This window comes from Mannheimia sp. (genome assembly GCF_056854775.1).
Window position 1 is genome coordinate 26,353 of sequence record NZ_JBXGGI010000104.1, and the last position, 24,586, is coordinate 50,938.

At 37.4% G+C, this 24,586-nt stretch carries 28 protein-coding genes, 3 tRNA genes and 1 pseudogene; 14 read left to right on the forward strand and 18 right to left on the reverse strand.

Annotated features, from left to right (window positions below; all coding sequences use genetic code 11):
• From aroB to ACJHV0_RS07295, 3 genes are all read right to left on the reverse strand, one after another.
• Entirely contained in the window at positions 1–1,089 is a 1,089-nt protein-coding gene (aroB, locus tag ACJHV0_RS07285) for a 3-dehydroquinate synthase (protein ID WP_334256841.1), read from the reverse strand.
• Between the two features lie 29 nt (positions 1,090–1,118).
• Positions 1,119–1,643, reverse strand: coding sequence for a shikimate kinase AroK (gene aroK, locus ACJHV0_RS07290; protein WP_025236410.1), 525 nt, complete (start codon positions 1,641–1,643; stop codon positions 1,119–1,121).
• 230 nt (positions 1,644–1,873) lie between these two features.
• Positions 1,874–4,423, reverse strand: coding sequence for a penicillin-binding protein 1A (locus tag ACJHV0_RS07295; RefSeq protein WP_483133794.1), 2,550 nt, complete (start codon positions 4,421–4,423; stop codon positions 1,874–1,876).
• Positions 4,424–4,548: 125 nt separating this feature from the next.
• Between ACJHV0_RS07295 and ACJHV0_RS07300 the strand changes: the two genes are divergently transcribed.
• The 11 genes from ACJHV0_RS07300 (at position 4,549) to ruvB (ending at position 12,395) form a co-directional block, all read left to right on the forward strand.
• Positions 4,549–5,250, forward strand: coding sequence for a competence protein ComA (locus ACJHV0_RS07300; protein ID WP_483133795.1), 702 nt, complete (start codon positions 4,549–4,551; stop codon positions 5,248–5,250).
• Positions 5,226–5,747, forward strand: a complete 522-nt coding sequence (locus ACJHV0_RS07305; protein ID WP_483133796.1) for a hypothetical protein — start codon at positions 5,226–5,228, stop codon at positions 5,745–5,747. Before ACJHV0_RS07300 ends, ACJHV0_RS07305 begins: the two co-directional genes overlap by 25 nt.
• A 1-nt stretch (position 5,748) precedes the next feature.
• Positions 5,749–6,282 carry a hypothetical protein gene (locus tag ACJHV0_RS07310; RefSeq protein ID WP_483133797.1) on the forward strand — a complete coding sequence of 178 codons (534 nt, stop codon included), beginning with the start codon at positions 5,749–5,751 and terminating at the stop codon, positions 6,280–6,282.
• Position 6,283: 1 nt separating this feature from the next.
• Positions 6,284–6,697, forward strand: a complete 414-nt coding sequence (locus ACJHV0_RS07315; RefSeq protein ID WP_463626159.1) for a hypothetical protein — start codon at positions 6,284–6,286, stop codon at positions 6,695–6,697.
• An 8-nt stretch (positions 6,698–6,705) separates the two neighbouring features.
• Positions 6,706–8,019, forward strand: a complete 1,314-nt coding sequence (pilQ, locus tag ACJHV0_RS07320) for a type IV pilus secretin PilQ (protein WP_483133798.1) — start codon at positions 6,706–6,708, stop codon at positions 8,017–8,019.
• 79 nt (positions 8,020–8,098) lie between these two features.
• Positions 8,099–8,512 carry a transcription antitermination factor NusB gene (nusB, locus tag ACJHV0_RS07325; protein ID WP_025236417.1) on the forward strand — a complete coding sequence of 138 codons (414 nt, stop codon included), beginning with the start codon at positions 8,099–8,101 and terminating at the stop codon, positions 8,510–8,512.
• 62 nt (positions 8,513–8,574) lie between these two features.
• Complete coding sequence (gene thiL, locus ACJHV0_RS07330; protein WP_483133799.1) at positions 8,575–9,555, forward strand: thiamine-phosphate kinase; 981 nt, start codon at positions 8,575–8,577, stop codon at positions 9,553–9,555.
• A 5-nt stretch (positions 9,556–9,560) separates the two neighbouring features.
• Positions 9,561–10,034: a phosphatidylglycerophosphatase A family protein gene (locus tag ACJHV0_RS07335; RefSeq protein ID WP_334235908.1), complete on the forward strand. Its 474-nt coding sequence runs from the start codon at positions 9,561–9,563 to the stop codon at positions 10,032–10,034.
• A 5-nt stretch (positions 10,035–10,039) separates the two neighbouring features.
• Positions 10,040–10,666 carry a LysE family transporter gene (locus tag ACJHV0_RS07340; protein WP_334234325.1) on the forward strand — a complete coding sequence of 209 codons (627 nt, stop codon included), beginning with the start codon at positions 10,040–10,042 and terminating at the stop codon, positions 10,664–10,666.
• A gap of 108 nt (positions 10,667–10,774) precedes the next feature.
• Positions 10,775–11,380, forward strand: coding sequence for a Holliday junction branch migration protein RuvA (ruvA, locus tag ACJHV0_RS07345; RefSeq protein WP_025236421.1), 606 nt, complete (start codon positions 10,775–10,777; stop codon positions 11,378–11,380).
• Between the two features lie 10 nt (positions 11,381–11,390).
• Complete coding sequence (gene ruvB / locus ACJHV0_RS07350; RefSeq protein ID WP_025236422.1) at positions 11,391–12,395, forward strand: Holliday junction branch migration DNA helicase RuvB; 1,005 nt, start codon at positions 11,391–11,393, stop codon at positions 12,393–12,395.
• Positions 12,396–12,466: 71 nt separating this feature from the next.
• Here the strand turns inward: ruvB and ACJHV0_RS07355 are convergent, their stop codons facing one another.
• From ACJHV0_RS07355 to ACJHV0_RS07365, 3 genes are read right to left on the reverse strand one after another with little or no spacing between them, the layout of a single operon-like run.
• Positions 12,467–13,390, reverse strand: coding sequence for a phosphatidate cytidylyltransferase (locus ACJHV0_RS07355; protein WP_483133800.1), 924 nt, complete (start codon positions 13,388–13,390; stop codon positions 12,467–12,469).
• Between the two features lie 3 nt (positions 13,391–13,393).
• Positions 13,394–14,020: a lysophospholipid acyltransferase family protein gene (locus ACJHV0_RS07360; RefSeq protein WP_483133801.1), complete on the reverse strand. Its 627-nt coding sequence runs from the start codon at positions 14,018–14,020 to the stop codon at positions 13,394–13,396.
• Positions 14,001–14,669 carry a CDP-alcohol phosphatidyltransferase family protein gene (locus tag ACJHV0_RS07365; protein WP_334234317.1) on the reverse strand — a complete coding sequence of 223 codons (669 nt, stop codon included), beginning with the start codon at positions 14,667–14,669 and terminating at the stop codon, positions 14,001–14,003. The genes ACJHV0_RS07360 and ACJHV0_RS07365 overlap by 20 nt, the downstream gene beginning before the upstream one ends.
• A gap of 226 nt (positions 14,670–14,895) precedes the next feature.
• Between ACJHV0_RS07365 and oppB the strand changes: the two genes are divergently transcribed.
• From oppB to ACJHV0_RS07380, 3 genes and pseudogenes are all read left to right on the forward strand, one after another.
• Entirely contained in the window at positions 14,896–15,819 is a 924-nt protein-coding gene (oppB, locus tag ACJHV0_RS07370) for an oligopeptide ABC transporter permease OppB (RefSeq protein WP_025236426.1), read from the forward strand.
• 63 nt (positions 15,820–15,882) lie between these two features.
• Positions 15,883–16,731 (forward strand): annotated as a pseudogene (gene oppC / locus ACJHV0_RS07375) (oligopeptide ABC transporter permease OppC); the annotation flags it as partial.
• Positions 16,732–16,740: 9 nt separating this feature from the next.
• Positions 16,741–18,336, forward strand: a complete 1,596-nt coding sequence (locus ACJHV0_RS07380) for an ABC transporter ATP-binding protein (protein WP_283386199.1) — start codon at positions 16,741–16,743, stop codon at positions 18,334–18,336.
• Between the two features lie 55 nt (positions 18,337–18,391).
• Here ACJHV0_RS07380 and purN read toward each other — a convergent pair whose 3' ends face one another.
• The 12 genes from purN to ACJHV0_RS07440 all read right to left on the reverse strand — a co-directional run.
• On the reverse strand, positions 18,392–19,030 hold the full coding sequence (gene purN / locus ACJHV0_RS07385; protein ID WP_483133802.1) for a phosphoribosylglycinamide formyltransferase: 639 nt from the start codon (positions 19,028–19,030) through the stop codon (positions 18,392–18,394).
• Between the two features lie 89 nt (positions 19,031–19,119).
• Positions 19,120–19,194, reverse strand: a tRNA-Gln gene (locus ACJHV0_RS07390).
• Positions 19,195–19,219: 25 nt separating this feature from the next.
• A tRNA-Leu gene (locus ACJHV0_RS07395) sits at positions 19,220–19,304 on the reverse strand.
• 3 nt (positions 19,305–19,307) lie between these two features.
• Positions 19,308–19,384, reverse strand: a tRNA-Met gene (locus tag ACJHV0_RS07400).
• Between the two features lie 170 nt (positions 19,385–19,554).
• Complete coding sequence (gene aroE, locus ACJHV0_RS07405; protein ID WP_483133803.1) at positions 19,555–20,376, reverse strand: shikimate dehydrogenase; 822 nt, start codon at positions 20,374–20,376, stop codon at positions 19,555–19,557.
• Positions 20,377–20,379: 3 nt separating this feature from the next.
• Complete coding sequence (gene tsaC / locus ACJHV0_RS07410; RefSeq protein ID WP_283386202.1) at positions 20,380–20,934, reverse strand: L-threonylcarbamoyladenylate synthase type 1 TsaC; 555 nt, start codon at positions 20,932–20,934, stop codon at positions 20,380–20,382.
• Positions 20,927–21,463 (reverse strand): DNA topoisomerase family protein, encoded by a 537-nt coding sequence (locus ACJHV0_RS07415; protein WP_334253600.1) that lies wholly within the window; start codon positions 21,461–21,463, stop codon positions 20,927–20,929. The genes tsaC and ACJHV0_RS07415 overlap by 8 nt, the downstream gene beginning before the upstream one ends.
• A gap of 9 nt (positions 21,464–21,472) precedes the next feature.
• Positions 21,473–21,784, reverse strand: coding sequence for a N(4)-acetylcytidine aminohydrolase (gene yqfB, locus ACJHV0_RS07420; RefSeq protein ID WP_025236433.1), 312 nt, complete (start codon positions 21,782–21,784; stop codon positions 21,473–21,475).
• A complete protein-coding gene (recX, locus tag ACJHV0_RS07425; RefSeq protein ID WP_334228913.1) occupies positions 21,777–22,256 on the reverse strand; it encodes a recombination regulator RecX in 480 nt (159 codons plus the stop codon). Before recX ends, yqfB begins: the two co-directional genes overlap by 8 nt.
• Before the next feature lie 57 nt (positions 22,257–22,313).
• Complete coding sequence (recA, locus tag ACJHV0_RS07430) at positions 22,314–23,420, reverse strand: recombinase RecA (protein WP_025236435.1); 1,107 nt, start codon at positions 23,418–23,420, stop codon at positions 22,314–22,316.
• A 91-nt stretch (positions 23,421–23,511) separates the two neighbouring features.
• Positions 23,512–24,132, reverse strand: coding sequence for an aminotransferase class IV family protein (locus tag ACJHV0_RS07435; RefSeq protein WP_334248536.1), 621 nt, complete (start codon positions 24,130–24,132; stop codon positions 23,512–23,514).
• Positions 24,110–24,586, reverse strand: a 477-nt coding sequence (locus ACJHV0_RS07440) for a chorismate-binding protein (protein ID WP_483133804.1), incomplete at its 5' end; no start/stop codon positions are given. The genes ACJHV0_RS07440 and ACJHV0_RS07435, both read right to left, overlap by 23 nt.

Here is a 24,586-nt window from a genome sequence, read left to right on the forward strand (position 1 = left end):
TTAACGCTGGGTAAAACGTTCTATAGATGCCAGCACTTGTTCTTCGGTTGCTCTTGCTGAGACATAAGCTTGACCTAGTGATTTCAGTAAAATCAAACGTAATTGCCCGCCTAATACTTTTTTATCTCGCCACATATACGGCAAGTATTCCAAAGGCTCCATACCATCCGGCGAAATAGTAGGTAGGTTTGCTCTCGCCAGTAATTTTTCTAAACGAGCTACATCTTCCACATTCAAATCACCTAAAATGTGCGACAAAGCAGCCGCTTCAAGCATACCAACCGCAACAGCTTCACCGTGTAGCCATACGCCATAGCCCATACGAGCTTCAATTGCGTGTCCAAAAGTATGTCCCAAATTAAGCAACGCACGATCGCCTTTTTCCGTTTCATCACGGGCAACAACATCTGCTTTTAATTGGCAACAACGTTGAATGCAATATTCCAGTTCATCTTGTTTAAGAGAAACTAAATCATCAATATGCTTTTCAAGCCATTCAAAAAAAGTAATATCAAAAATCGCTCCGTATTTGATTACTTCTGCCAAGCCGGCACTCACTTCTCTTTTTGGTAAAGTCGCAAGCGTTTTAGTATCCACAATAACAGAAATAGGCTGATAAAAAGCCCCAATCATATTTTTGCCAAGCGGGTGATTAACTGCGGTTTTACCACCAACGGAAGAATCCACCTGTGCCAATAACGTAGTTGGGATTTGGATAAAACGAATACCACGTTGGTAAGAAGCGGCGGCATAACCTGCCACATCGCCAATTACACCGCCACCTAAAGCAATTAAGGTGCTATCACGATTATGATTTTTTTCTAATAACGCAGTAAAAATCAAATTTAACGAATCCAGATTTTTATGCTCTTCGCCATCAGGAATTAGCACCGAATCTACTTGGCAGCCTAATTCGGTTAAAGTGCGAGTAACAGTTTCGAGGTAATGAAAGGCAACGGTTGGATTGGATACAATCATCACTTTATCGCCTGCTTTTAACGGCGAATAGCTTGCAGCCTGAGCAAGTATTCCCTCTCCAATAATAATCGGATAGCGGCGTTCTTTTAATTCCACATTAACCTGTAACATATCTCGCTCCTTAGCTTAATTTAGGTTTCCTATGCGACTAAATTATCCATCATATCAATGATTTGATTTGCAACCACTTTTGCACTTTGTTCATCAGTATGGATAGTGATATCCGCAATTTCTTCATAAAGCGGATTGCGGATTTTCGCTAATTCTTCTAATGTTTTACGTGGATCTTCTGTTTGTAACAGAGGGCGTTTTTTATCACGTTGCGTACGCTCAAATTGCTTATCCACCGTTGTTTCTAAGTAGATCACGATACCACGAGCCGATAATACATTGCGGTTATCTTTTGACAAAATAGAGCCACCGCCCGTTGAAAGCACAATACCGTGATTTTGCGTTAATTCGTTCAGGATACGCTCTTCACGCTTGCGAAAACCCGCTTCACCTTCAACATCAAAGATCCAATCAATATCTGCACCGGCTCTTTCTTCAATCACGCTGTCGGAATCCAAAAATTCCATTCCTAATGTTTGAGCCAGTTGGCGACCAATTGTGCTCTTTCCAGCCCCCATCGGTCCAATTAGAAAAATATTACGTTTTTCAGCCATTATTTCTTCTTCTATTATTAAAATTTATAAACATTTGATTTGTGAAATTAAAAGAAAAAATGACCGCTTGTTCTACAAGCGGTCTGATTTCTTATAAAAATTGCAATAAAATCCGTTTATTGACTAAAGATATATAAATAACTCACAAATCGCCCAAAATAAAATTGGTCGTTATTATCGCAAGAAATGCCCCTATTTTTCAACTTTTAAGAGCATATTCCTCACAATTTTTAGAATAACTCTCCACTTTGCAATACTCCAGGCGGTGGAAGCCCTAACCGGGCAGGGGCAGTTTGTGCTGGAGATTTTTCAGTATAACCTCTTTCAACCACATAACGTTTTGTTGGTTCAGTACCTTTGATAAAGAACTCTTTACTCCCATCGCCCAAGAAACCGCTGTTTGGATCAATTTTTACTTCAATGATATTTTTAGGCACGACTTGATTTTCAACTTGCTTATCTGCTAATGCAACTTTCATATAATTTATCCAAGCAGGTAAAGCAGTACTTGAGCCCGTTGCTCCTTTACCTAGCTCTTTTTTATTATCATCAAATCCAACATAAACAACTGTCGAAATATCTGCACCAAAGCCGGCATACCAAGTTGCTTTGGAATTATTCGTTGTACCGGTTTTACCACCTACATCAGCACGCTTAATCGTATTTAACATCTTATAACTCGTACCTCGCCAGCCATATTCAGGCTCACCGGTAACCGCTGTTGCTAATGCACTACGCATTAAAAATGCTAATTCATTACTGATAACGTGTGGTGCATAACGTAGCCCTTTAACGTGATGAGAAGATTCCGCCATTAAGCTTGGTGAACCCTTTTCTACGTTATTTTCCGGTAATTCCGTTTCAATTTCATCCGTTTCTTCAACAACTTCTTCACTATTAGAAGTGGTTGCAGTTGTTGTACCAACCTGTGTTTCATCGTGAATTTTAACAGAGTCAAAATATTTAGGCTCAGGATAAATAACCGGATTATCACAAACAGAACAAGCTACTACAGGGTTTGCTTGGTATAGTTCGTAACCTTGAGCATCAATAATGCGATCAATAATATATGGCTCAATTAAGTAACCTCCATTATTAAATACAGCATAAGCACGAGCCATCTCTAATGGTGTGAATGAAGCTGCACCTAAGGCTAAAGATTCTGTTGCCACATATTGGTTACGGTTAAATCCGAAACGTTGTAAATAATCAGCAGTATAATCAATACCTGCCATTTGTAGCACACGAATTGCCACCATATTTCTGGATTTACCTAAAGCAACCCTTGCTCGAGTTGGACCACCATAAACCCCATCAGCATTTTTCGGCTTCCACTCTTTTTGCCCTGGCTTTTTAATTACAATTGGACCATCACTAATAGTAGTTGAAAGACTTAATCCCTTATTCATTGCCGCTGCATAAATAAAAGGTTTAATTGCAGAGCCAACCTGTACTACCGATTGTGTCGCACGATTAAAACGACTTTGCTCAAAGCTAAATCCCCCTACAATAGCTTCAATCGCCCCATTTTCACTATTAATAGAGACTAACCCTGAATTTACTTCAGGAATTTGTCCTAAAGCCCAATCTTTACTTTTATTTTGCCTTACCCAAATTTGCTCACCTACTTTTAAGCCTTTAGGAGCAAAAGAAGCATTAACACGCTTTAATATAGAAGCTTCTCCGTTTGCTAACAAAATCGTATATTTTGATTTGTCTGCTTGCATTACTACCGCAGGTGTAAAAGGCTCTGATTTTGGTAATTTACTTAAATGGTCGATAATTTTTTCATCATCCCAAGCATCATTTCCTGCCCATAATTTTTCAGCTCCACGCCAACCACGTCTGCGATCATAATCAATCAAATTTTCACGCAATGCATCTTGTGCAGCTTTTTGGTCTGCAGAAAGCACGGTTGCATAGACTTTTAAACCTTTGTTATAAGCAATATTTTCACCATAACGTTTTACAATTTCTTGGCGAACCATCTCTGTAACATAATCGGCTCTAAATTCTAAGGTTGCACCATAGTAATTAGCCACAATTGGCTCAGCTTTTGCTTTTTCGTACTCTTCTTGAGTAATATCCTTAGTTTCAAGCATCCTTCCCAAAACTACATTACGGCGATCTTCTGCTCGTTTTACTGAATAGAGTGGGTTCATCGTTGATGGTGCTTTTGGAAGCCCCGCAATAATCGCAATTTCCGAAAGGGTTAAATCGTTTAATGCTTTATTAAAATAGGTTTTTGCCGCTGCAGCTACACCGTGTGAGCGATACCCCAAATAAATTTTGTTTAAATAAAGCTCTAAAATTTCATTTTTCGTCAGAACTTGTTCAATTTCTAACGCTAAGATAGCTTCTTTAGCTTTACGCTCAATACTACGCTCAGGTGTTAAGAAAAAGTTTTTTGCTAATTGCTGAGTAATAGTACTTGCCCCTTGTGTATCGCCCTGACTGGTACGCCACAATGCCCGCATAATCCCTTTAGGGTCAATTCCTTTATGCTCATAAAAGCGAGCATCTTCCGTTGCTAAAATTGCTTTTATAAGCATTGGGGGAACATCTTCAAGTTTAACCGGAATACGACGTTCTTCGCCCACCTCACCAATTAATTTACCGTCTAAGGTAAAAATCTGCATTGGTTGTTGTAGCTCAACATTTTTAAGCGTTGCAACATCAGGTAAGTCAGACTTGATATGCATATAAAGTAAACCGCCAATTACTCCACCTAAAATTAACAGTGAAAGTAAAGCACTAAATATTATTTTTGCGATCCGCATCGAAAAAATCTCTTTTGGTTAATGACGAAATGTAAATTTAAAGCCAATATTAAGTTGCTAAGTATAAGCGAAAACGCCCATTTAGCCTAACTAAATTGCTATAAATTTTACTTATTGAACTTATTATGAAATTACTTAAACCATCAGTGAAAAAGCCTCTATCGCCCATAGTTTTAGGCTTAAGTGAAGATGAGCAATATTATTGCTTAGTCAAAAATCAAGCTGAAAAATTCAGTACTTTTTGGCAAAAAAAGAGTGAAGGGTTAGAAATGGATATTCAAAAGATCATCAAAAAAGAAACTGTGAATGAACCTTTTATCCTTGTTCGTACTATTCCTTACCAATATATCTGGCGAAAAACAATTTTTATCTCTAAAAAACTTGATGAAATCCAGTTACATCAGCAAGTTATCCAAATTTTAAAAAATGAGCAGCCACTTGCAATTGAATTACTCAATTTTGATTATCAACGATTGCCAAGTAGTAATACCAATCTTGATAAAATAACAATTTATGCATTAAACAAAAACTATGCCGAAAGTTTAAACCAATTTAACAATATATTAGATTGCGAGCTACATTGTTATATTCGAGGTATTTTTCATTTAAATCCTCAACTTGATAATAACTTTCCCTGTTTTTCTTTTAAGCAAAAAATAGTTCAATTTACGGAAAGTGAATTACTATTTCCTCAAATTGAACCTAAAGATTGCACTCATTTAGCTAATATTATGATTACCGATATTAATATACCATCTGATGAAGCAAAACAACTTTATTGTCTCGCACTCGGAGCAAGTTTATGGAATGGCAAGGCATTGATTTAAGTGATAATATAAAAAGTAAATGGGTATTTACTCACTATAAAAGCATTAAAAATATCGCTTATACTTTTTTATTAATGAGCCTTATTAGCTTCTATTTACTTTTTTATATTATTCATAAAAATAATGAAATTAAGTCTCTTACACAGCAATTAGAAAAACTGCAAACAGATACTTTTGATTTTGAAAACAAAATTTCACTCATTCAAAATGGAAATAATATTACTTTACCTTTTGCTGAGAATAAGAAAACCGAACAGTTATTTACAATAATTAATAATATGCCTTTAAAAAATGGAGGCATAGATACAATACAGTTATATCAAGAAAAAGAGCTTTATTTAAGAATAGGGGGTAATTTAAGTATAGAGGAAGACTTCAACAAGCTAGAGCAATATTTATATCAAAAAGAATTTATTGAAACGAAAACAGAGCAAGTAAGTGTTAATCATAAAAATGAAATATCTTTTACATTCAGCATAAAACATAAAGGAAATTAAGATGATTTTAATTAAAAACAAGCTAGAAAATTTATATTTAAATCCGAATAGCACTATCTTCAAAGTGGTTAATTTCATTAGAAAAAACCAAAAAACAATACAAGCTTTTATGTTCTTCACTCTTATTCTTTTACCTATACTTTATATAATCAAAATTCACTTAGATATTAATCAGCTCTTAGAAAAGATAGGCGAGCAAAATGTAAACCTTACTCATCAGGAAAATTTATACAACCAATTATTTGACAAGGTTAAATCTAAAAAAACAGAAAATAACTTAACAAATATTAATACTACAATACAAAAAATAGCTCAGAAACATCATCTTAATATTGATAATCTAAATTGGAATTTAGAACAAGGTAAAAGCATTGAATTAAAAATAACTGCTGATAGCCATTCATTGTTTAATTTTATTAACGATCTTAACAAAATTGAATATTTAAAATATCACTTGCTTACTTTAACTAAATCTGCAGAAGATAGAAAAGTAGAACTCACTACTACATTAGTGGTTTTAGCCAATAAGGAATAATATGCGTAACTATTTTTTCTCTTTTTTATTCATTAGTTTTAACGCTACGGCTGTCGATCCATTTTTTGGTGAACAGCCTCAGATGAAAAATGAACAGAATACTGTTGAAGTTCTACCTGAAATTGCAAAAAATTCGGAAAATTTAACCGCTTGCAAGACTTTGGAGCATAAAAAATCTCTCAATTTACTTACTGAATTTGAGAAATTAAAACTTATTGGCTTAGTTAAAATTAATGAACATTCTACAGCCTTGTTTATCGATGAAAAAGAACAATTACTTGATTTCAAGGAAAACCAGTTCATTCAAAATCAAGAAATTGAGATAAAAAACATTAATTTAAAATCACTCACTTATATTAATTGGAAACTCACAAAAGAGTGTCATTTTCCGTATGAGATCACCATAAAACTATAGGGGTTAGTATGTTCAGAGTTTTTCTTTATTTATTATTTAGCTCTTCACTAGCGTTGGCTGATACTATTTCTCTTGCAGTAAAAAATGCACCAACTTCACTTCTGCTTACTTATTTATCCGAAGAAACAGGGAAAAATATAGTATTAGAGGATGATATTCAAACTAAATCTACATTAAGATTAGAAAATAAATCTATTGAAGAGATATTTAAAACTCTCAGCAAAGTGAATAAATTATCGCTCACTTATGAAGGTGATATTGTTTATCTTAATAAGAAAGAAGAAAAAATGGCTGATTTAAATACAATACCTATTACCCATTTGCAAAATAACGGACAAAATCCACCGCTTGTAACCACTCCAAAGTTGATGACTAAAACGATAAAGCTCAATTATGCGAAAGCCTCAGAAGTGATTGAATCTTTAACTAAAGGTAGTGGTACGTTTTTATCTGAGAATGGCTATATCCATTTTGATGAGCGAAGTAATAGCTTAATTATTAAAGATAGTGCGAAATCACTGCAAAATATTGAGCGATTAGTCAAAAAACTAGACCAACCTACAGAACAAATTGCGATTGAAGCTCGCATCGTTACTATCAGTAGCGAACATTTGCAAGAACTGGGGGTGCGTTGGGGAATGTTTTCCAGAGGAGCTGATCACTATAAATTTGGCGGACGACTTGAAGGTAATGGATTAAATAATGTAGCCAATAATCTCAATGTGAATTTCCCTGTTGCGAATGGAGCTTCCGCCGTTTTACAAGTGGCTTCCATTAATAGCCGTGTGCTAGATTTGGAACTTAGTGCATTAGAGCAGGAAAACAGTGTGGAAATTATTGCCAGTCCTCGTCTTTTAACCACGAATAAAAAACCTGCAAGCATCAAGCAAGGTACAGAAATTCCTTATGTAATGTATAACACCAAATCAGAAGCAACCGATGTCGAATTTAAAGAAGCGGTGTTAGGATTGGAAGTTGTTCCTCATCTTTCTACTCAAAATCAAATTTTGCTGGATTTAGTCGTAACCCAAAACTCGCCGAACTCTCAATCCGGTAGTAGCGGTTTAATTACTATTGATAAGCAAGAACTCAACACACAAGTTTTTGCTAAACACGGGGAAACTATTGTATTAGGTGGAATTTTTCAACATTTAGCCCAAAAAGGGGAAGATAAAGTGCCTGTTTTAGGTTCAATTCCCTTTATTAAGCGTTTATTCAGCCAAACTAGAGATAAAATCAGCAAACGAGAACTCGTCATTTTCGTTACTCCCTACATTCTTCAATCAAACGAAAAAGTAAGCAGTACGAAAAAATCAAAATAGCGAAGATAAACGCAAGCAAAAATAGGGGAAGTATGCTAGAATCAGCCGTCATTTTTTGTGTTATAGAATTAGAGGTTTTATGAAAGTTTCCCCACGTCGCCGTGCAAGAGAGTGTGCGGTTCAAGCCATTTATTCTTGGTATATCTCCAAAAATACGGTTGAAGAAGTGGAATTAGCATTTATTGCCGATCAAGATATGAAAGGCGTGGATATGCCTTATTTCCGCAAACTTTTTCGTGGCGTTGTAGATAATGTTGAAGCCATTGATGAAGCATTACGCCCTTATTTAGATCGAGCTGAAGACGATATCGATCCTATCGAGCGTTCTATTCTTCGCTTATCAGGCTATGAACTAAAATTTGAAAATGATGTGCCTTTCCGTGTTGTAATAAATGAAGGTATTGAAGTCGCAAAAGTGTTTGGTTCTGATGACAGCCACAAATACATCAACGGTATTTTAGATAAACTGGCTCCGGCACTCGGTAAGAAATAAAATATTCCCCAATTTTGTATGAAATTGGGGATTTTGTTGATCATAAGGTTTAAGGATATTTTATGGGTGAATTTGATATTATCGAACGTTATTTCAATGCCTCTCAACGCCCGGCTCGCAGAGATGTTGTGCTGGCTATTGGCGATGATTGTGCAGTTACCTCACTGAAACCAAATCAACAACTTGCTATTACAACAGATACATTAGTTTGTGGTGCTCACTTTCTTCCCACTATTTCACCTGCTGATTTAGCATATAAAAGTGTGGCGGTAAACTTAAGCGATCTCGCCTCAATGGGGGCTGAGCCTGCTTGGATCTCCTTAGCTTTAACCTTACCTGAAATCGATCACGATTGGTTGGCTGAGTTTAGCGAACATTTCTTTGATATTTTAGATCACTATAATGTTGATCTCATTGGTGGCGATACAACCAAAGGGCATTTATCTTTAACCATTACGGCACAAGGTATTGTGCCTCAAGATAAAGGACTATTCCGCCACAATGCCAAAGTAGGCGATTGGATTTATGTTTCCGGCACACTGGGCGATAGTGCCGCCGGTTTGCAATTACTGCTTAACCGGAAAACCGATAATATAAGTTGGAATAAAGATGAAAGCTATCTTATTCAACGCCATTTACGTCCAACACCCCGTGTATTGCTTGGCTTAACGATTGCTACTATTGCTAATGCTGCTATTGATATTTCAGACGGTTTACTTTCTGATTTAGGGCATATTTTAAAACGCAGTAACTGCGGTGCGGTCTTAAATCTTGATGATTTACCACTTTCTGAATCTCTACTAAACTGCTATTCAAAAGAAGATGCCGAACATTTTGCATTAAGTGGCGGGGAAGATTACGAGCTTTGTTTTACCGTTCATAACGATAATAAACACAAACTAGAAAAAGCCCTCGCCAACATTGGCGTAAGCTATACTTGTATCGGGCAAATTCGCTCTGCCAAAGAAGGCTTAACCGTACTACGCAATAATGAAATCGTAACATTACCCGCTCAAAGAGGCTTCGATCATTTCAAAAAATAACGATTATGAAACCAATTAATCTTAAAAATCCAATTCATTTTTTAGCAGTAGGCTTTGGTTCCGGTTTATTAAGACCAGCCCCCGGCACTTGGGGAAGCCTAGTAGGTTTAATGCTTGCTATTATTTTATGGACAGTAACCCAGTCCAGCATTTTTTTTGCGATTCTTACCCTAATTAGCTTTATTTCAGGGTGCTATATCTGCAACAAAACCAGCCAAGATCTGAATGTTCACGATGATGGGCGAATTGTTTGGGACGAAATCGTTGCTATCTTTTTAATGTTTACTTATCTACCTGAATATAATTTATTAGGTTATGTATTAGCTTTTATCAGCTTCCGCATTTTTGATATTCTCAAACCATTCCCAATCCGCTATTTTGACGAAAAATTAGAAAGTGGTTTAGGCATTATGTTTGATGATATTCTTGCAGCCATTTTTGCTCTTATTTCACTTCATCTTTTGTACTATTTTATTTAAACATTATGCTGACAATTTTATTTATCCACTTAGCCGGGCTAATAACTCCCGGTCCCGATTTCTTTTATGTAGTAAGACAATCCGCAAGCCACTCAATTAAAAAAGGCATTTTAGCGGCAATCGGTATTTCTATTGGCATTATTTTTTGGGCAAGTTTCGCTATTTTCGGGCTGGCTTGGTTAAGCAAAAGTATGGGTGAAATTTTCCAATATAGTGTTATGTTAATTGGTGGTTGCTACCTTGTATATATCGGCTCAAAAATGGTAAGAGTAACTGAAAGTGTTACATTTAAAGAACATAAAACCAAACTAATGCCGCTCAATAACTGTGAAGAAATTAGAAAAGGCTTATTAATCAATATTTTCAATGCGAAAGCAGGCGTTTACTTTACCAGCGTTGTTTCTGCTTATTTAAGTAATTTCACTCAAACATCACAAATGTTTGAGCTACTCTTTTTATTTGTGATAAGCACATTAGCTTATTTCTGTGTGGTAGCCCTACTCTTTTCTCGTAAGCCTATCAGACAATTTTACTCAAAGCATAGTCGCTATATTGATAACATCTCAGGTGTGATTTTTATCCTGTTTGGCTTGATGTTGATTTATGAAGGATTTACTCATCTCATCAGCTAACAAGCGGTCGTTTTTTTACAAAATTTTGCATATTTAACATAAATTCAATAGTGTTATTTTATACAGTTTCTGCTATGCTACTGCCAATTTTAACTTTCGGATAAAACAATGATAGGACGATTACACGGCAAGATTATTGAAAAGCAGCCACCAGAAATTTTACTGGATGTACAAGGTGTAGGCTATGAGCTGCTACTTCCAATGACAAGTTTCTACAGCCTACCACAAATAGGTGATGAAACGACTATTTTCACGCATTTAGTTGTGCGAGAAGATGCTCACTTGCTCTTTGGTTTTGCTCAAAAACAAGATAGAACCTTATTTCGTGAGTTAATTAAAACCAATGGTGTTGGTCCAAAACTTGCTCTTGCCATTCTTTCTGCAATGTCGGTTTCACAATTTGCGACAGCAATTGAAAATGAAGAATTAGCAAAACTCACGAAAATTCCGGGTATTGGTAGAAAAACCGCAGAACGTTTGCTTGTTGAGCTAAAAGGTAAATTCAAAGGCATTGCCCAAAGCGATTTCTTTGTTGAAGTTTCACACGATCAAATTGTGGCAAGCAGCACACCAGACCCGGCAAATGAAGCTCTTGATGCTCTAATTGCTTTAGGTTACAAACCAAATGATGCAGAGAAAATGATCAAGAAGGTCAATAAAGCAGGAGCAACGAGCGAGCAGCTCATTCGTGAGGCATTAAAAAATTCCTTATAAGTATTAAATTATGATTGAAGCAGATAGAATCATCAGTGCCTCGCCAAAGCGTGAGGAAGAAGTCATCGACCGAGCAATTCGCCCTAAATTACTTACCGATTACGTTGGACAGCCCTCTGTGCGTGATCAAATGGAGATCTTCATCAAAGCCGCCAAATTGCGTGATGAGGCTCTCGATCATTTACTGATTTTTGGTCCTCCCGGTTTAGGTAAAACCACCCTTGCCAATATTGTGGCAAATGAAATGGGCGTGAATATCCGCACGACTTCCGGACCTGTATTAGAAAAAGCTGGCGATTTAGCCGCAATGCTCACTAACCTTGAGCCTTATGATGTACTTTTCATTGATGAAATTCATCGCCTATCTCCTGCTATCGAGGAAGTGCTTTATCCTGCAATGGAAGATTATCAACTCGATATTATGATTGGCGAAGGTCCTGCCGCACGATCAATTAAACTTGATCTACCTCCCTTTACCTTAGTGGGGGCAACTACTCGTGCTGGATCACTCACCTCACCATTACGGGATCGCTTTGGCATTGTACAGCGGTTAGAATTTTATTCAGTGGACGATCTCACGTTAATTGTAAAACGCAGTGCGGACTGTCTCAATCTTAATTTATCCGCAGATGGAGCTTATGAAGTAGCTCGCCGCTCACGTGGTACACCTCGTATTGCTAACCGCCTACTTCGCCGTGTGCGAGATTACGCTGATGTTCGCAATAACGGCATTATTACGTCTGATATTGCAAAGCAAGCCTTAGCAATGCTTGACGTAGATTCTGAAGGTTTTGATTTTATGGATATCAAACTCTTGCAAGCGATTGTAGAGCGTTTTGACGGCGGACCTGTTGGTTTGGATAACCTTGCAGCAGCGATTGGCGAAGAGCGAGATACAATAGAAGACGTACTCGAGCCTTATCTCATTCAACAAGGCTTCCTGCAACGCACGCCAAGAGGCAGAATTGCAACCAATAGAACCTATGCCCATCTTGGTATTACTAAAATTGGCTAACTCACAAGCGGTTGCTTTTGTTTAAAAATTTGCAAAATTTTAGATAAAAACCACCGCTTGTTGAGCATTCCCTATGCCCAATAATACCTCACAATATGAAAGAACACAGGAGCAGAAAAACAAATTGAATCTACTCTATCAAGCATTCCGCCGTGTCCTTTAATCATTCTGCCCCAATCTTTTACGCCATAATCTCGTTTAATTGCAGACATCACCAATCCGCCAAAAAAGCCCATTAAACAAATCACAAAACCAATAAAACCTGCTTGTAACGTTGAGAATGGTGTAATAGGAGCAAGCAAGATTGCAATAGCAGTTGCACTTAAAATACCTCCTACTGTGCCGGCAACTGTTTTAGATGGCGATAGACTTGGCATAATTTTACGTTTACCGACTAATTTGCCCCAAATGTACTGCAACACATCACTTAATTGAACAATTGCAATTAAGAAAATCAGCAGTTGGATATTTTGATTTTTATCTAATCCTTGAACATTTAAGGTAAGCAATGCCGGAACGTGCGAAAGACAGAAAATACTGATCATCGCCGCCCATTGAATTTTGGCTGAACGCCCTAAAAAATGCTCGGTTTTGCCTGTTAAGCTTCCTACAATCGGCAATAATAAAAAGCCATAAATAGGAATAAAAATAGAGAACATTCCATACCATTCTGTCCACACAAAATAGTATTGTATCGGTAGTAGTAAATAGAAACAGACTACTAAGGCGTAATAGTCGTGCCTGTCTTGATAGACCAGCGTCATAAACTCTCGCAATGCAGCAAAAGAGATAAGGAAAAAGAGCAAAATTGTGCCGTTTTGCCCGAATGCAAAAGCAAATAACAACACAAAAAGCATTACCCACCAGGCATAGATACGAGCATTTAAATTCTCAATGGTATTCGTATTGCCTTTACGTTTTTTAAGCACAAAGCCAATTAATGATGCCAAAACTAAAATCCCGAAAAAAGAGAGAAAAATTGTACTCATTGTCATTATTTACTCCTTATGCGTTGGGGAAAGAGCAAGCAACGCTTGGCGTGTGCGTTCGATAAAATCGGCTTTTTCTTCACCTTCCTGCAATGAAATTGCTTCACCAAAACGAACCTGGCACATTAGCGGAATAGGCAAAATTGCTCCTTTTGGTAAAACTTGTTTCATATTATCAATCCAGACCGGTACAAATTGAATATTAGCTTGTTGTTTGGCGAGATGATAAATCCCACTTTTAAAAGGTTGTAGTACTTCTTCACTTAAATTACGTGTACCTTCCGGGAAAATAATCAGATTTTCGCCTGTTGAAAGCCGGTTAGCCATATTTTCAATCGCAAGTTGCGGATTATCACTATTACGTTCTACCAACAATACATTAAAAACAGCATTCGCAATAAAACGGCGAACAACTCCTTTCTGCCAATAATCCGCCCCAGCAACAGGGCGGGTTTTTAGGCGTAAATGTTGAGGTAATGAAATCCAAACTAAGATAAAATCACCGTGGCTATGATGATTTGCGTAATAAACCGTCGGTACGCTATTTTCAGTTAATTGTTGAGGACGAACACCCGTAATAAAAGAGGTAAAAAAGCAAATAATATGGTCAATAAATTTAGCGAGTAACCTTTTCATTCTGTTTCTCCAAAGAATTAAGCTCGGCTGAAATCGCCATTGTACGAACATAGCAAGTATAAGCTGTGCCAAGTGTGATAATAATTAAGGTTGCAGAAAGTGTATAAGCGGTTAAATTAAAATAGATTTCTACCGCAGCAAGCAAACAACCCACCGTGATTGCTGCCATTCTTTGTTGTTTTGCCATCGGACCTTGAAAACGTTGCGATAAACCTAAACTTCCGCCAAAGATACGAATATAGGCAGTTAAAGCCGCCAACAATGCTGCTAGCCAACCTAACCAGAAAAATGGTGTAGCATAGCCTAATGCAATTAAAAATAAACTGTCTGCTACCCTGTCTGGAAATTCATTAAAAATTGCTCCATTTGCGGTTTTCTTTCCGCCTTCTACTGCTACCATTCCATCAAACAAATTACACAACAGACGCATTTGCACCATCAAAGCACAGAAAATCAGTGCTGAAATTGATTGGCTAAAAAATAAAGCGGCTGCCCCAAATAACGCAAACAACATACTTAAACACGAGATTTGATTAGGTGTTGGGAAGCTTTTACGGGCAAGCCAAGCAGCAAACCCTGCAAGCCATTTATTGTTGCGGGAACTTAACGGGCGGCGATTTTCTATCTTATTTTCAAGATTTTCAGACATCGTATTTTCCTTTTAGATATAAAGGCTTTTACTTTAACTTAACTTTTACTAGATAGATAGCAAATTGCACTACTTTTGTTTAATAAGCTTGCAAAATTTCAACAAAAAATAACCGCTTGTAAATTATATTTGATCACAAAAATAACTATAACTAATCAATATCTTTACAAAACCTTTAATTTACGCTATTAATTGCCTACCAATATAACTAAAAAGAGTGGTACTTATGCTGAAGTTTATTTTTAAACGTCTTCTTGAGGCGATTCCAACCCTATTTATCCTCATTACCTTTTCTTTTTTCCTGATGCGGCTTGCTCCCGGCAGCCCGTTTACCAGTGAAAAAGCTTATCCACCAGAAGTAATGGCAAATATTGAAGCCAAATATCATCTGAATGAGCCACTTTATAAACAGTATTTTCTTTATATGGAAAATCTCTCGAAAGGGGATTTTGGTCCTTCATTTAAATATAAAGATCAAACCGTAAACAGTTTGATTGCCTCTGCATTTCCTGTTTCGATAAAACTAGGCATTACTGCTTTTATTTTTGCTGTCATTATTGGCTTAACGGCAGGAACAGTTGCTGCCCTTAAGCAAAACAGTAAATGGGATTATTGGGTGATGGGCTTTTCAATGACAGGGATCATTATGCCAAGCTTTGTATTCGCTCCACTTTTGGTTCTCGTCTTTGCTATTTATCTCAAATGGTTACCTGCCGGTGGTTGGAATGGTGGTCAGATCTATTATATGGTACTACCTGTTCTTTCTTTAACCATCAGCTATGTTGCTGGGATTGCCCGTATCACACGAGGCTCAATGATTGAAGTGTTACATTCAAACTTCATTCGTACCGCTAAAGCGAAAGGCTTACCGATGAGTAAAATTATCTTCAAACACGCTTTACGCCCAGCTTTACTGCCAGTGATTACCTATTTGGGTCCAGCCTTTGTAGGAATTATTACAGGCTCAATGGTAATTGAAAGCGTATTTGGCTTACCGGGTATTGGGCAGCTTTTCGTGAACGGAGCGTTAAACCGCGATTATTCTTTAGTGCTAAGTCTTACCATTTTAGTTGGCACATTAACTATTTTATTTAATGCGATTGTCGATATTTTATATGCGGTAATCGACCCGAAAATTCGTTATTCATAAGTAGGAGCGGAAATGCAAAATTCTGATAAAAAACAACCGCTTGTTGATGTTACCTCAACGATTCAAGGCAGAAGTTTATGGCAAGATGCCCGCCGCCGTTTTTTCCGCAATAAAGCGGCTGTGGCAAGTCTGATTATTCTTTGCTGTATTATCCTTTTTATTATCTTTGCCCCAATGCTAATGCCGTTTAGCTATGAAGATACCGATTGGAATATGATGGGTATTCCGCCGGATTTTGAGTCTCAACACTATTTTGGTACAGATTCATCAGGGCGTGATTTGCTGGTGCGTGTTGCGATGGGTGGACGTATCTCATTAATGGTAGGCATTGCCGGTGCATTAATTGCTGTGCTTATCGGCACAATCTACGGTGCAATTTCCGGCTACTTCGGTGGCAAAGTGGATATGGTAATGATGCGTTTTTTAGAAATTTTAAGCTCATTCCCATTTATGTTCTTTGTTATTTTACTTGTTACCTTCTTCGGACAAAATATTTTCTTGATTTTTATTGCAATCGGAATGGTGGCGTGGCTCAACCTTGCCCGTATTGTGCGAGGACAAACCCTTTCACTTAAAAATAAAGAGTTTGTGGAAGCTGCGATTGTATGCGGTGTTTCTCGCCGCCAAATTATTTGGCGACACATTGTGCCAAACGTTTTAGGCTTAGTAGTAGTTTATGCTTCCCTTGAAGTACCCTCTCTGATTTTATTTGAATCTTTCTTAAGTTTCTTAGGGCTCGGTACACAAGAGCCGATGAGTAGCTGGGGAGCATTATTAAGCGATGGTGCAGCACAGATGGAAACTTCCCCTTGGTTGCTCGCATTCCCTGCATTTTTTTTATGTTTAACGCTATTTTGCTTTAACTTTATTGGTGATGGCTTGCGTGATGCACTCGATCCAAAAGATAAATAGAGGTTTAAGATGAAATTATTAGAAGTAAATAATCTTGATGTTTATTTAAAAACGGACGAAGAATTAGTTCACGCAGTTCGTAATGTCTCTTTTTCGATTGAAAAAGGACAAACTCTCGCAATTGTTGGGGAATCCGGTTCAGGTAAATCAGTTACCTCAATGGCAATTATGCAATTATTGCCAAAAAATATTGTTAAATTTGGCGAAAACTCCAGAATTGTGTTTGAAGAGCAGAACCTGTTAAATCTTTCTGAAAAAGAAATGCAGGCAATTCGAGGCGATCGTATCGGTATGATTTTCCAAGAACCGATGACCTCGCTTAATCCTTATATGCCGATTGGTAAACAAGTGGCTGAAGCAATTCAAACGCATAATCCACAAATTACCAATGCTCAAGCCGAAAAATTAGTATTGGAAACCTTACAGAAAGTAAAAATTCCTGATGCCGAAAAGAAAATGGTTTGTTATCCGCACGAGTTCTCAGGCGGTCAGTTACAGCGTATTATGATTGCGATGGCAATTATCAATAAACCGGATTTATTAATTGCTGATGAGCCAACGACAGCGTTAGACGTAACGACCCAAGCAGAAATTCTTGATTTAATGCACGATCTACAAAGTGAAATGGGAATGGCGATTATCTTAATTTCTCACGATCTACGCTTAGTGCATAAATATAGTGATATGGTTTGTGTAATGCAAAATGGAGAAATTATTGAGCGTGGTGAAACGGAAACGGTCTTTACCAACCCTCAGCACCCTTACACTGTTGAGCTATTAACCCCGATTCCAAATAACTTAAAAAGTGAATTGCCACTCGATGCTCCAACCTTAATTAAGGCAGATAATATTGAGGTAGACTATATTTTAAAACGCTCGCTATTTGGCAAACCGAAAAAAGTATTTAATGCCTTAAAAGATATTTCACTACACCTTAAAACAGGCGAAACACTAGGAATTGTAGGCGAATCCGGCTCAGGAAAATCAACACTTGGGCGTGCGATTATGCAGATTTTAGACTATCGTGGCAACATCACTTTTGCTGACCAAGATATGACAAAACTAAGTAAATCTGAGCAGAAAGCATTAAAAAGAGATATGCAAATGGTATTCCAAGATCCATTTAACTCTCTTTCTCCACGTTTAACGGTAGGCGAAATCATCGCAGAAGGTTTAACTGTGCATTACCCTCAGATGAGCAAAGCAGAACGCCGTGAAAAAGTGATGAAAATTTTGGAAGAAGTAAACTTAAATCCTGCAATGATCAATCGCTATCCGCACGAATTTTCAGGCGGACAACGTCAGCGTATTGCGATTGCAAGAGCAATCATTTTAGAACCAAAATTTGTGCTTTTAGATGAGCCAACCTCTGCACTTGACCGCTCAACACAAATTACCGTGATTGAATTGCTCAATCGATTACAGAAAAAATATGGCTTAAGTTATATATTTATCAGCCACGATTTAGCGGTAATTAAAGCATTAAGCGATCGAGTGATTGTAATGAGTCAAGGCGATATTGTGGAAAGCGGCTCTGTACAGCAGATCTTCGAAACCCCACAACAAGCCTATACCAAGCGGTTAATTTTAGCCTCTAATTTGTAAATAACGCTATAAAAAAGAAGCTGCAGTTGCAGCTTCTTTTTTTATGGTAATGCAATTACTCTTCTGCATACCCTGTAGCAGACAGTTCTTTCCCATCTAAATATGCTTTTCTATTTTTGGCAACTAAACGCCCTGAGCAAAACCACTCAACAACTAATGGATAATATTGATGCTCTTGTTCAACAACACGAGCCATCACATCTTCAACTTCATCATCAGGGTAAATAGGAACTTTTGCTTGTAGCACAATCGCTCCTGCATCAACTTCTTCATTTACAAAATGAATAGTTGTTCCGTGTTCAGAATCACCTGCTTCCATCGCTCTTTGGTAAGTGTTTAATCCCGGATATTTTGGTAATAATGAAGGATGAATATTTAGAATTTTTCCCTCAAAACGTTGGGTAAATTCAGGCGTTAAAATCTTCATATAACCTGCAAGCACGATTAATTCTGCACCTAATTTTTCAATTTGTTCAGCAATAGCCAAATCCATTGCTAAATTACTTTCATAATCTTTACGAGAGAATACAAAGGTTGGAATGCCTTCTTGTTTAGCTCTAACTAAGCCATACGCATTAGCTTTATTGCAAATTACACCACAAATTTGACCGCTTGCATTAACTGATTTTTGACGATCAATAATCGCTTGGAGATTTGAGCCATTACCTGAAATTAACACAACAAATTTTTTCATTTTAATTACTTATTGAAAATTAATAATAGCTTACATTATGCCCTGAATTAACCATACAGTACAGAAATTAAAAAAAGAATAGGAAGATATGGCTGGGGTACTAGGATTCGAACCTAGGGATGCCGAGATCAAAACCCGGTGCCTTACCGCTTGGCGATACCCCAACACTAATTTTTGTTAATCGATAAATGGTGCGGGACGAGGGACTTGAACCCACACACCTCGCGGCGCCAGAACCTAAATCTGGTGCGTCTACCAATTTCGCCAGTCCCGCAAATGGTGGCTACAGCGAGATTCGAACTTGCGACCCCAACATTATGAGTGTTGTGCTCTAACCAGCTGAGCTATGTAGCCCTTTGCGTTCACCATATCGGCTAACGGAGTGCATTATGCTGATTTTAAGGCTCTCCGTCAAATACTTTTTTTTGAATTTTTTGATTTTTTGGTTTGCTTGTATAGATATTCGTCGTTTTGTCGGAAATATACCGTTTTTTGTTTATAAAATAATAGCTTATCTTTTACTATTATGCAGATTGCATCTCTTGCTTTAATTGTTTGAGTACGGATTCAATATCAGGAAACTTATCTTCCCACAATGCAAAAGCAAAAGCAGCTTGTCCAACCAACATTCCTAAACCATCTTGATATTCGATAGCACCACAATCTCTCGCATAATTGAGAAATGGAGTTTGCATATTAACGGCATATTGCATATCGTAAATTTTGGCTGAAGCCATTAAAGATGTTGGTAATTCAACATATTTTCCCTGTAAGCCTAAAGAAGTGGCATTAATGATTAGATCAAACTGCTGTTCGGTAAGCTCCTCTAAGCAAGCGGTCTGAATTTTGCCAAATTTTGCAAATTTTTCCGCTAAAATGACCGCTTTATCTATAGTACGGTTATAAATCGTAATCTCTAGCCCAGACTTAAGTAACGGAAGCAATACGCCTTTGGTTGCTCCTCCTGCCCCTAAAATTAAGGTCTTTTGCCCTGTTGTTAGCCAACCAAGCCGTTCTAAATCAGCCGCTAAACCTTTACCGTCGGTATTATCGGCATATAAACGACCGTCATCTAATCGTTTTAAAGTGTTACAAGCCTCTGCTAATAAGCAACTTTCACTATATTCATCAGCAACAGCAAATGCCCGTTCTTTAAAGGGAGCTGTGATATTACACCCTTTCGCTCCTGAATTAAAAAACTCCACTAATTGTTGCTCAAAGGCAATTTCATCACCTAATTTCGCAACATATTCAATCTCTCGTTGAGCCTGCAAGCCAAAAAGTTGATGAATACGAGGTGATTTACTTTGTGCAATTGGATTGCCCCAAACAGCATATTTGTTCATTATCTATCCTTGTCTAAAAATCTGTTGCGTGAAAATATCTCGAATTTCAGAAGGATTTTCTCTGCCTAAAGTTTCTGCATTTAATGCAGGAAAATCGTCTCCAAATTGAACTCGTACTTCCTCTGAATTTCTGCAAGGCGACTCGCCGGTTAAATTGGCACTGGTTGAAGTAAGAGCAAAACCGGTTGCCTCGCAGAGTGCTGCTACAGCAGGTACTTTGCATAAACGCACGGCAATAGAATCAAATCTGCCTGTGAGGTAACTCGGCACACTATTTTTTACAGGCACAATCCAAGTAATAGCTTGCTCACCAATTTGGTTTAGCTGGTGCCAAGCCTGCTCTGTCATTCTGTTGTCATCAATATAAGGAAGAAGATATTTTAAATCGGAAGCCAGTAAAATTAAGCCTTTTTCTTCAGGACGTTGCTTTAATGCAAGTAATTTCCTCACTGCTTTTTCACTTTGCGGATTGCAACCTAAGCCAAAAACCGCTTCGGTTGGATAAGCCACAACTTCTTCTTGCTTTAATTGATTAACTATTTCTAAAAAATTATTCATTCGCTTTTACTTCAGTTTGGTGTTGGCAGCTTTTGTTAGCACAGATACTGTATTGTCTACCCTTCACTTTTTTGATGGTAGCAAGTTCGCAACCACATCTTTCACACTGTTGCTTCATCGGTCGAGTTGCTAAGGTAAATTTACAATCAGGGAAGCCTGCACAGCCATAAAATGTTTTTCCCGACCGTCCTTTCCTAGCAACCAGTTTATGTTGCTTGCATTCAGGGCAATCAAATTCTTCTTCTACCTCAGCTTCTTCGTGAACAATAAAATGGCATTCAGGATAGTTACTGCAACCAATAAAAATGCCATAGCTGCCTTGCTTTAATTGGAGATGATGTCCGCACTCAGGGCAACATTCTTCCAACGCTTTAATAATATGATTTTCTTGGTGCAATGGCTTGATGTAATCACACTTAGGATAAGCCGAACATCCCAAAAACAAGCCTTTCTTCCCTTGTTTAAGTTGTAAGGGAGAATGACATTTGGGGCATAATTCGACTTGTTTGGTGGATTTAAAAAGTACCATAGCATTAACTTAAATCAGCTTGAAATCAATCACAAAAAAGGAATCGTCATTCGGATAAATCTCTCGGATGACTTTTTTCAATTCAGCTAAGCTCATATTCTCTTGTTGAGCGTGTTGATCATTTAGCTCATCATATTGAATCGGAGTAACAGAAAGTACTTTGATGTTAGCAAAAAATCGATCCGTTTCGTTGGTAAAAACGGCTAATTCTTGGTTAGGGTGAAAGTAAGATTCTGATTTATCCCGAATGGTAATAGTTTTTTTACCACTTACAATATCCGCTTCAAATCGGCTAAAAAAGGTAATTTTCTCTCTATTCATATTCATCACTGTTATAATCTATACCCATTAAATGGCTAAAATGATCATTGTAAAAACCACGGCTGACCATAAACCGCCACATTTTTTGTTTGGCTTTAAGATCCCATACAAGCGGTCGTTTTTTCTCAAAAATTTGCTCGGCTAATTCAAACCAATCTACTTCTGCATTTTCGAGTTCTTGGTTAATTAGCCAATCTTTAATTCCTTTGAGCTTTAATTCTTGCTTTAGTCGGCGAGGACCTACACCTTGCATTGAGCGGTAACGAATAAAAGTTACACAAAAACGTTCATCACTTTGCCAATTATTGACTTGTGCCTTTTCTATTGCTTCATCAATTTCATCAAAATCATATTCTTTTTGCTTCAATTTTTGGCGAAGCTCTTGCTCACTGTAATCACGCTTTGAGAGTAAATATAGCAGATAATTAACCGCAGTGTATTTATTTGTTTTAGTTGTAGAAATGGTTGTCATAAGTTGAAATAAAAATGCGATTTTCACATTGAGCGAAAATCGCATAAATTTAGTTAATTATAGTTCTTCTTCATTAAACTCTTCGCTGTCATCATCTGAATTGTTGGAATCTTTAGTAGAAACCAAATTTGGATTAGCAATGAGTAAATCTCTCACATCTTTCTCAATTTTCTCTGCGATTTCAGGGTGTTCTTTTAACCATTTAATCGCATTGTTTTTACCCTGACCGATTTTTTCGCCTTCATAAGAGAACCAAGCTCCCGCTTTTTTGATAAAGCCATTTGCTTCTGCCAGAATGAGTAATTCATTAGTGCGAGCAATCCCTTCGCCATACATAATATCGAATTGAACTTCACGGAATGGCGGAGCAACTTTGTTTTTTACCACTTTTACTTTCGTTTCACTACCGATAACTTCATCACCATCTTTTACCACACCTGAACGGCGAATGTCTAAACGCACAGAAGCATAGAATTTTAACGCGTTACCACCTGTTGTAGTTTCCGGATTACCAAACATTACACCAATCTTCATACGGATTTGGTTAATGAAAATAACCAAGCAGTTTGTTGCTTTAATATTTGCGGTTAATTTACGCAATGCTTGCGACATTAAACGAGCTTGTAAACCCATATGGGAATCACCCATATCCCCTTCAATTTCTGCTTTTGGCGTAAGTGCGGCTACAGAGTCTACAATAATTACATCCACCGCACCGGAACGTACTAGGGCATCACAAATTTCTAATGCTTGTTCACCGTTATCCGGCTGTGAAATTAATAATTCGTCTGTATCTACACCTAATTTACGGGCATAAACAGGGTCAAGTGCGTGTTCTGCATCAATAAAGGCACAAGTTTTACCTGTTTTTTGTGCCTGAGCCACAACAGATAAAGTTAAGGTTGTTTTACCTGAAGATTCCGGACCATAGATTTCAACAATACGCCCCATTGGTAAACCACCAATCCCTAATGCGGAATCTAACCCTAAAGAACCGGTTGAAACTGCTTCAATATCTAATGTTTGCGTATCGCCCAATTTCATAATTGAACCTTTACCGAACTGTTTCTCAATTTGAGCTAATGCAGCAGCAAGTGCCTTCTCTTTTTGTTCCGGTTCAACCTGTTTTACAGGTGTATTTTTTTGACTTTTCTTCTCAGCCATATTTTATCCTTTGTCAATTTTAATAAACGCTTATTGCGTAAAATAACTGTATATTATTATAGTATATACTTATCCAGTTGCAAGTATTTTTTTAAACTTTTCGATCTAGATCACAAAAATAGATTTGTGAACAAGGTAAAGCTCTTGATTCATCAAATGGGTTAAGTGCATTAATTAACATTATTTTTTCATATTGCCCTAAATCAGCTTGAGTGATTTTCGTTAAATTCACTTTATTCTGTTCTAGCAATTGAGTTAATTGAGTGCCTTTCAACAAATAATCTTGCGGACTACACCAAACTCCATCTTTTAGAAAGAGTAAGTTACCAATAGAGCAATCACTCACATTGCCATTATTGATAATCACCACTTCTTCATTTTGCAAAATATTGAGTAAATCAAACCGCTTGCGATCGCTAAATTTTAAGTGATAATCCCAATTTTCCACCTCCACACAACGAAAACGTTCGACTTGTTTTGGCGAGTATGCAAAAAATTTTATCTCAAATTCGGAAGCATTATAATCAATTCGGCAACGTATTTTGCCTTGTTGATAAGCCTCTGGAACCACTAAAATCTGTGCCAGTGTAAACGTTGGCTCACAGTCAAAATATTTTTGCACAGCTTGTTCAAAACGCTTCTGATGATAATCCAAATTCTGAACTTTTCCATCAATAATTGAGAGAGTTTCAAAGAGTGGAAATTGGCACATAGACTTTCTCTAAAATTTCGTTATATTCATCTTCTAACACACTTTGTGAAGTAATTCCGCCGCCGCTGCGGAATAATAATCCATTTGCAGTTTGCTCGATGTAGCGAATTGCTACCGCACTTTCTAAACTTTCGCCATCGAAATAGCCAAAAATGCCTGTGTAGTAACCACGTTTGCCTCGTTCTGCCTGCTGAATAATGGAAACCGTTTTCTCTTTTGGAGCTCCACTAATTGAGCCAGCTGGTAATAAAGCAGCTAAAATAGATCCAATATTTTCTTGCCAATTTTCAGCTAATTCACCGCAGATCTCGGAACTTGTCTGCAAAATCGCCCCGCGATGGGTGTGTACCTTCTCCGCATAACGATATTTTGTAACCTCAATATTTTGAGCAACTAAGGCGAGATCGTTTCGGATCAAATCTACAATAGTATTATGTTCGGTAAACTCTTTTTC

Bases quoted from the DNA above. Each gene is read 5' to 3' on its own strand.
- aroB (WP_334256841.1), bottom strand. From the start codon at position 1,089: ATGTTACAGGTTAATGTGGAATTAAAAGAACGCCGCTATCCGATTATT.
- aroK (WP_025236410.1), bottom strand. From the start codon at position 1,643: ATGGCTGAAAAACGTAATATTTTTCTAATTGGACCGATGGGGGCTGGA.
- ACJHV0_RS07295 (WP_483133794.1), bottom strand. From the start codon at position 4,423: ATGCGGATCGCAAAAATAATATTTAGTGCTTTACTTTCACTGTTAATT.
- ACJHV0_RS07300 (WP_483133795.1), top strand. From the start codon at position 4,549: ATGAAATTACTTAAACCATCAGTGAAAAAGCCTCTATCGCCCATAGTT.
- ACJHV0_RS07305 (WP_483133796.1), top strand. From the start codon at position 5,226: ATGGAATGGCAAGGCATTGATTTAAGTGATAATATAAAAAGTAAATGG.
- ACJHV0_RS07310 (WP_483133797.1), top strand. From the start codon at position 5,749: ATGATTTTAATTAAAAACAAGCTAGAAAATTTATATTTAAATCCGAAT.
- ACJHV0_RS07315 (WP_463626159.1), top strand. From the start codon at position 6,284: ATGCGTAACTATTTTTTCTCTTTTTTATTCATTAGTTTTAACGCTACG.
- pilQ (WP_483133798.1), top strand. From the start codon at position 6,706: ATGTTCAGAGTTTTTCTTTATTTATTATTTAGCTCTTCACTAGCGTTG.
- nusB (WP_025236417.1), top strand. From the start codon at position 8,099: ATGAAAGTTTCCCCACGTCGCCGTGCAAGAGAGTGTGCGGTTCAAGCC.
- thiL (WP_483133799.1), top strand. From the start codon at position 8,575: ATGGGTGAATTTGATATTATCGAACGTTATTTCAATGCCTCTCAACGC.
- ACJHV0_RS07335 (WP_334235908.1), top strand. From the start codon at position 9,561: ATGAAACCAATTAATCTTAAAAATCCAATTCATTTTTTAGCAGTAGGC.
- ACJHV0_RS07340 (WP_334234325.1), top strand. From the start codon at position 10,040: ATGCTGACAATTTTATTTATCCACTTAGCCGGGCTAATAACTCCCGGT.
- ruvA (WP_025236421.1), top strand. From the start codon at position 10,775: ATGATAGGACGATTACACGGCAAGATTATTGAAAAGCAGCCACCAGAA.
- ruvB (WP_025236422.1), top strand. From the start codon at position 11,391: ATGATTGAAGCAGATAGAATCATCAGTGCCTCGCCAAAGCGTGAGGAA.
- ACJHV0_RS07355 (WP_483133800.1), bottom strand. From the start codon at position 13,390: ATGACAATGAGTACAATTTTTCTCTCTTTTTTCGGGATTTTAGTTTTG.
- ACJHV0_RS07360 (WP_483133801.1), bottom strand. From the start codon at position 14,020: ATGAAAAGGTTACTCGCTAAATTTATTGACCATATTATTTGCTTTTTT.
- ACJHV0_RS07365 (WP_334234317.1), bottom strand. From the start codon at position 14,669: ATGTCTGAAAATCTTGAAAATAAGATAGAAAATCGCCGCCCGTTAAGT.
- oppB (WP_025236426.1), top strand. From the start codon at position 14,896: ATGCTGAAGTTTATTTTTAAACGTCTTCTTGAGGCGATTCCAACCCTA.
- ACJHV0_RS07380 (WP_283386199.1), top strand. From the start codon at position 16,741: ATGAAATTATTAGAAGTAAATAATCTTGATGTTTATTTAAAAACGGAC.
- purN (WP_483133802.1), bottom strand. From the start codon at position 19,030: ATGAAAAAATTTGTTGTGTTAATTTCAGGTAATGGCTCAAATCTCCAA.
- aroE (WP_483133803.1), bottom strand. From the start codon at position 20,376: ATGAACAAATATGCTGTTTGGGGCAATCCAATTGCACAAAGTAAATCA.
- tsaC (WP_283386202.1), bottom strand. From the start codon at position 20,934: ATGAATAATTTTTTAGAAATAGTTAATCAATTAAAGCAAGAAGAAGTT.
- ACJHV0_RS07415 (WP_334253600.1), bottom strand. From the start codon at position 21,463: ATGGTACTTTTTAAATCCACCAAACAAGTCGAATTATGCCCCAAATGT.
- yqfB (WP_025236433.1), bottom strand. From the start codon at position 21,784: ATGAATAGAGAGAAAATTACCTTTTTTAGCCGATTTGAAGCGGATATT.
- recX (WP_334228913.1), bottom strand. From the start codon at position 22,256: ATGACAACCATTTCTACAACTAAAACAAATAAATACACTGCGGTTAAT.
- recA (WP_025236435.1), bottom strand. From the start codon at position 23,420: ATGGCTGAGAAGAAAAGTCAAAAAAATACACCTGTAAAACAGGTTGAA.
- ACJHV0_RS07435 (WP_334248536.1), bottom strand. From the start codon at position 24,132: ATGTGCCAATTTCCACTCTTTGAAACTCTCTCAATTATTGATGGAAAA.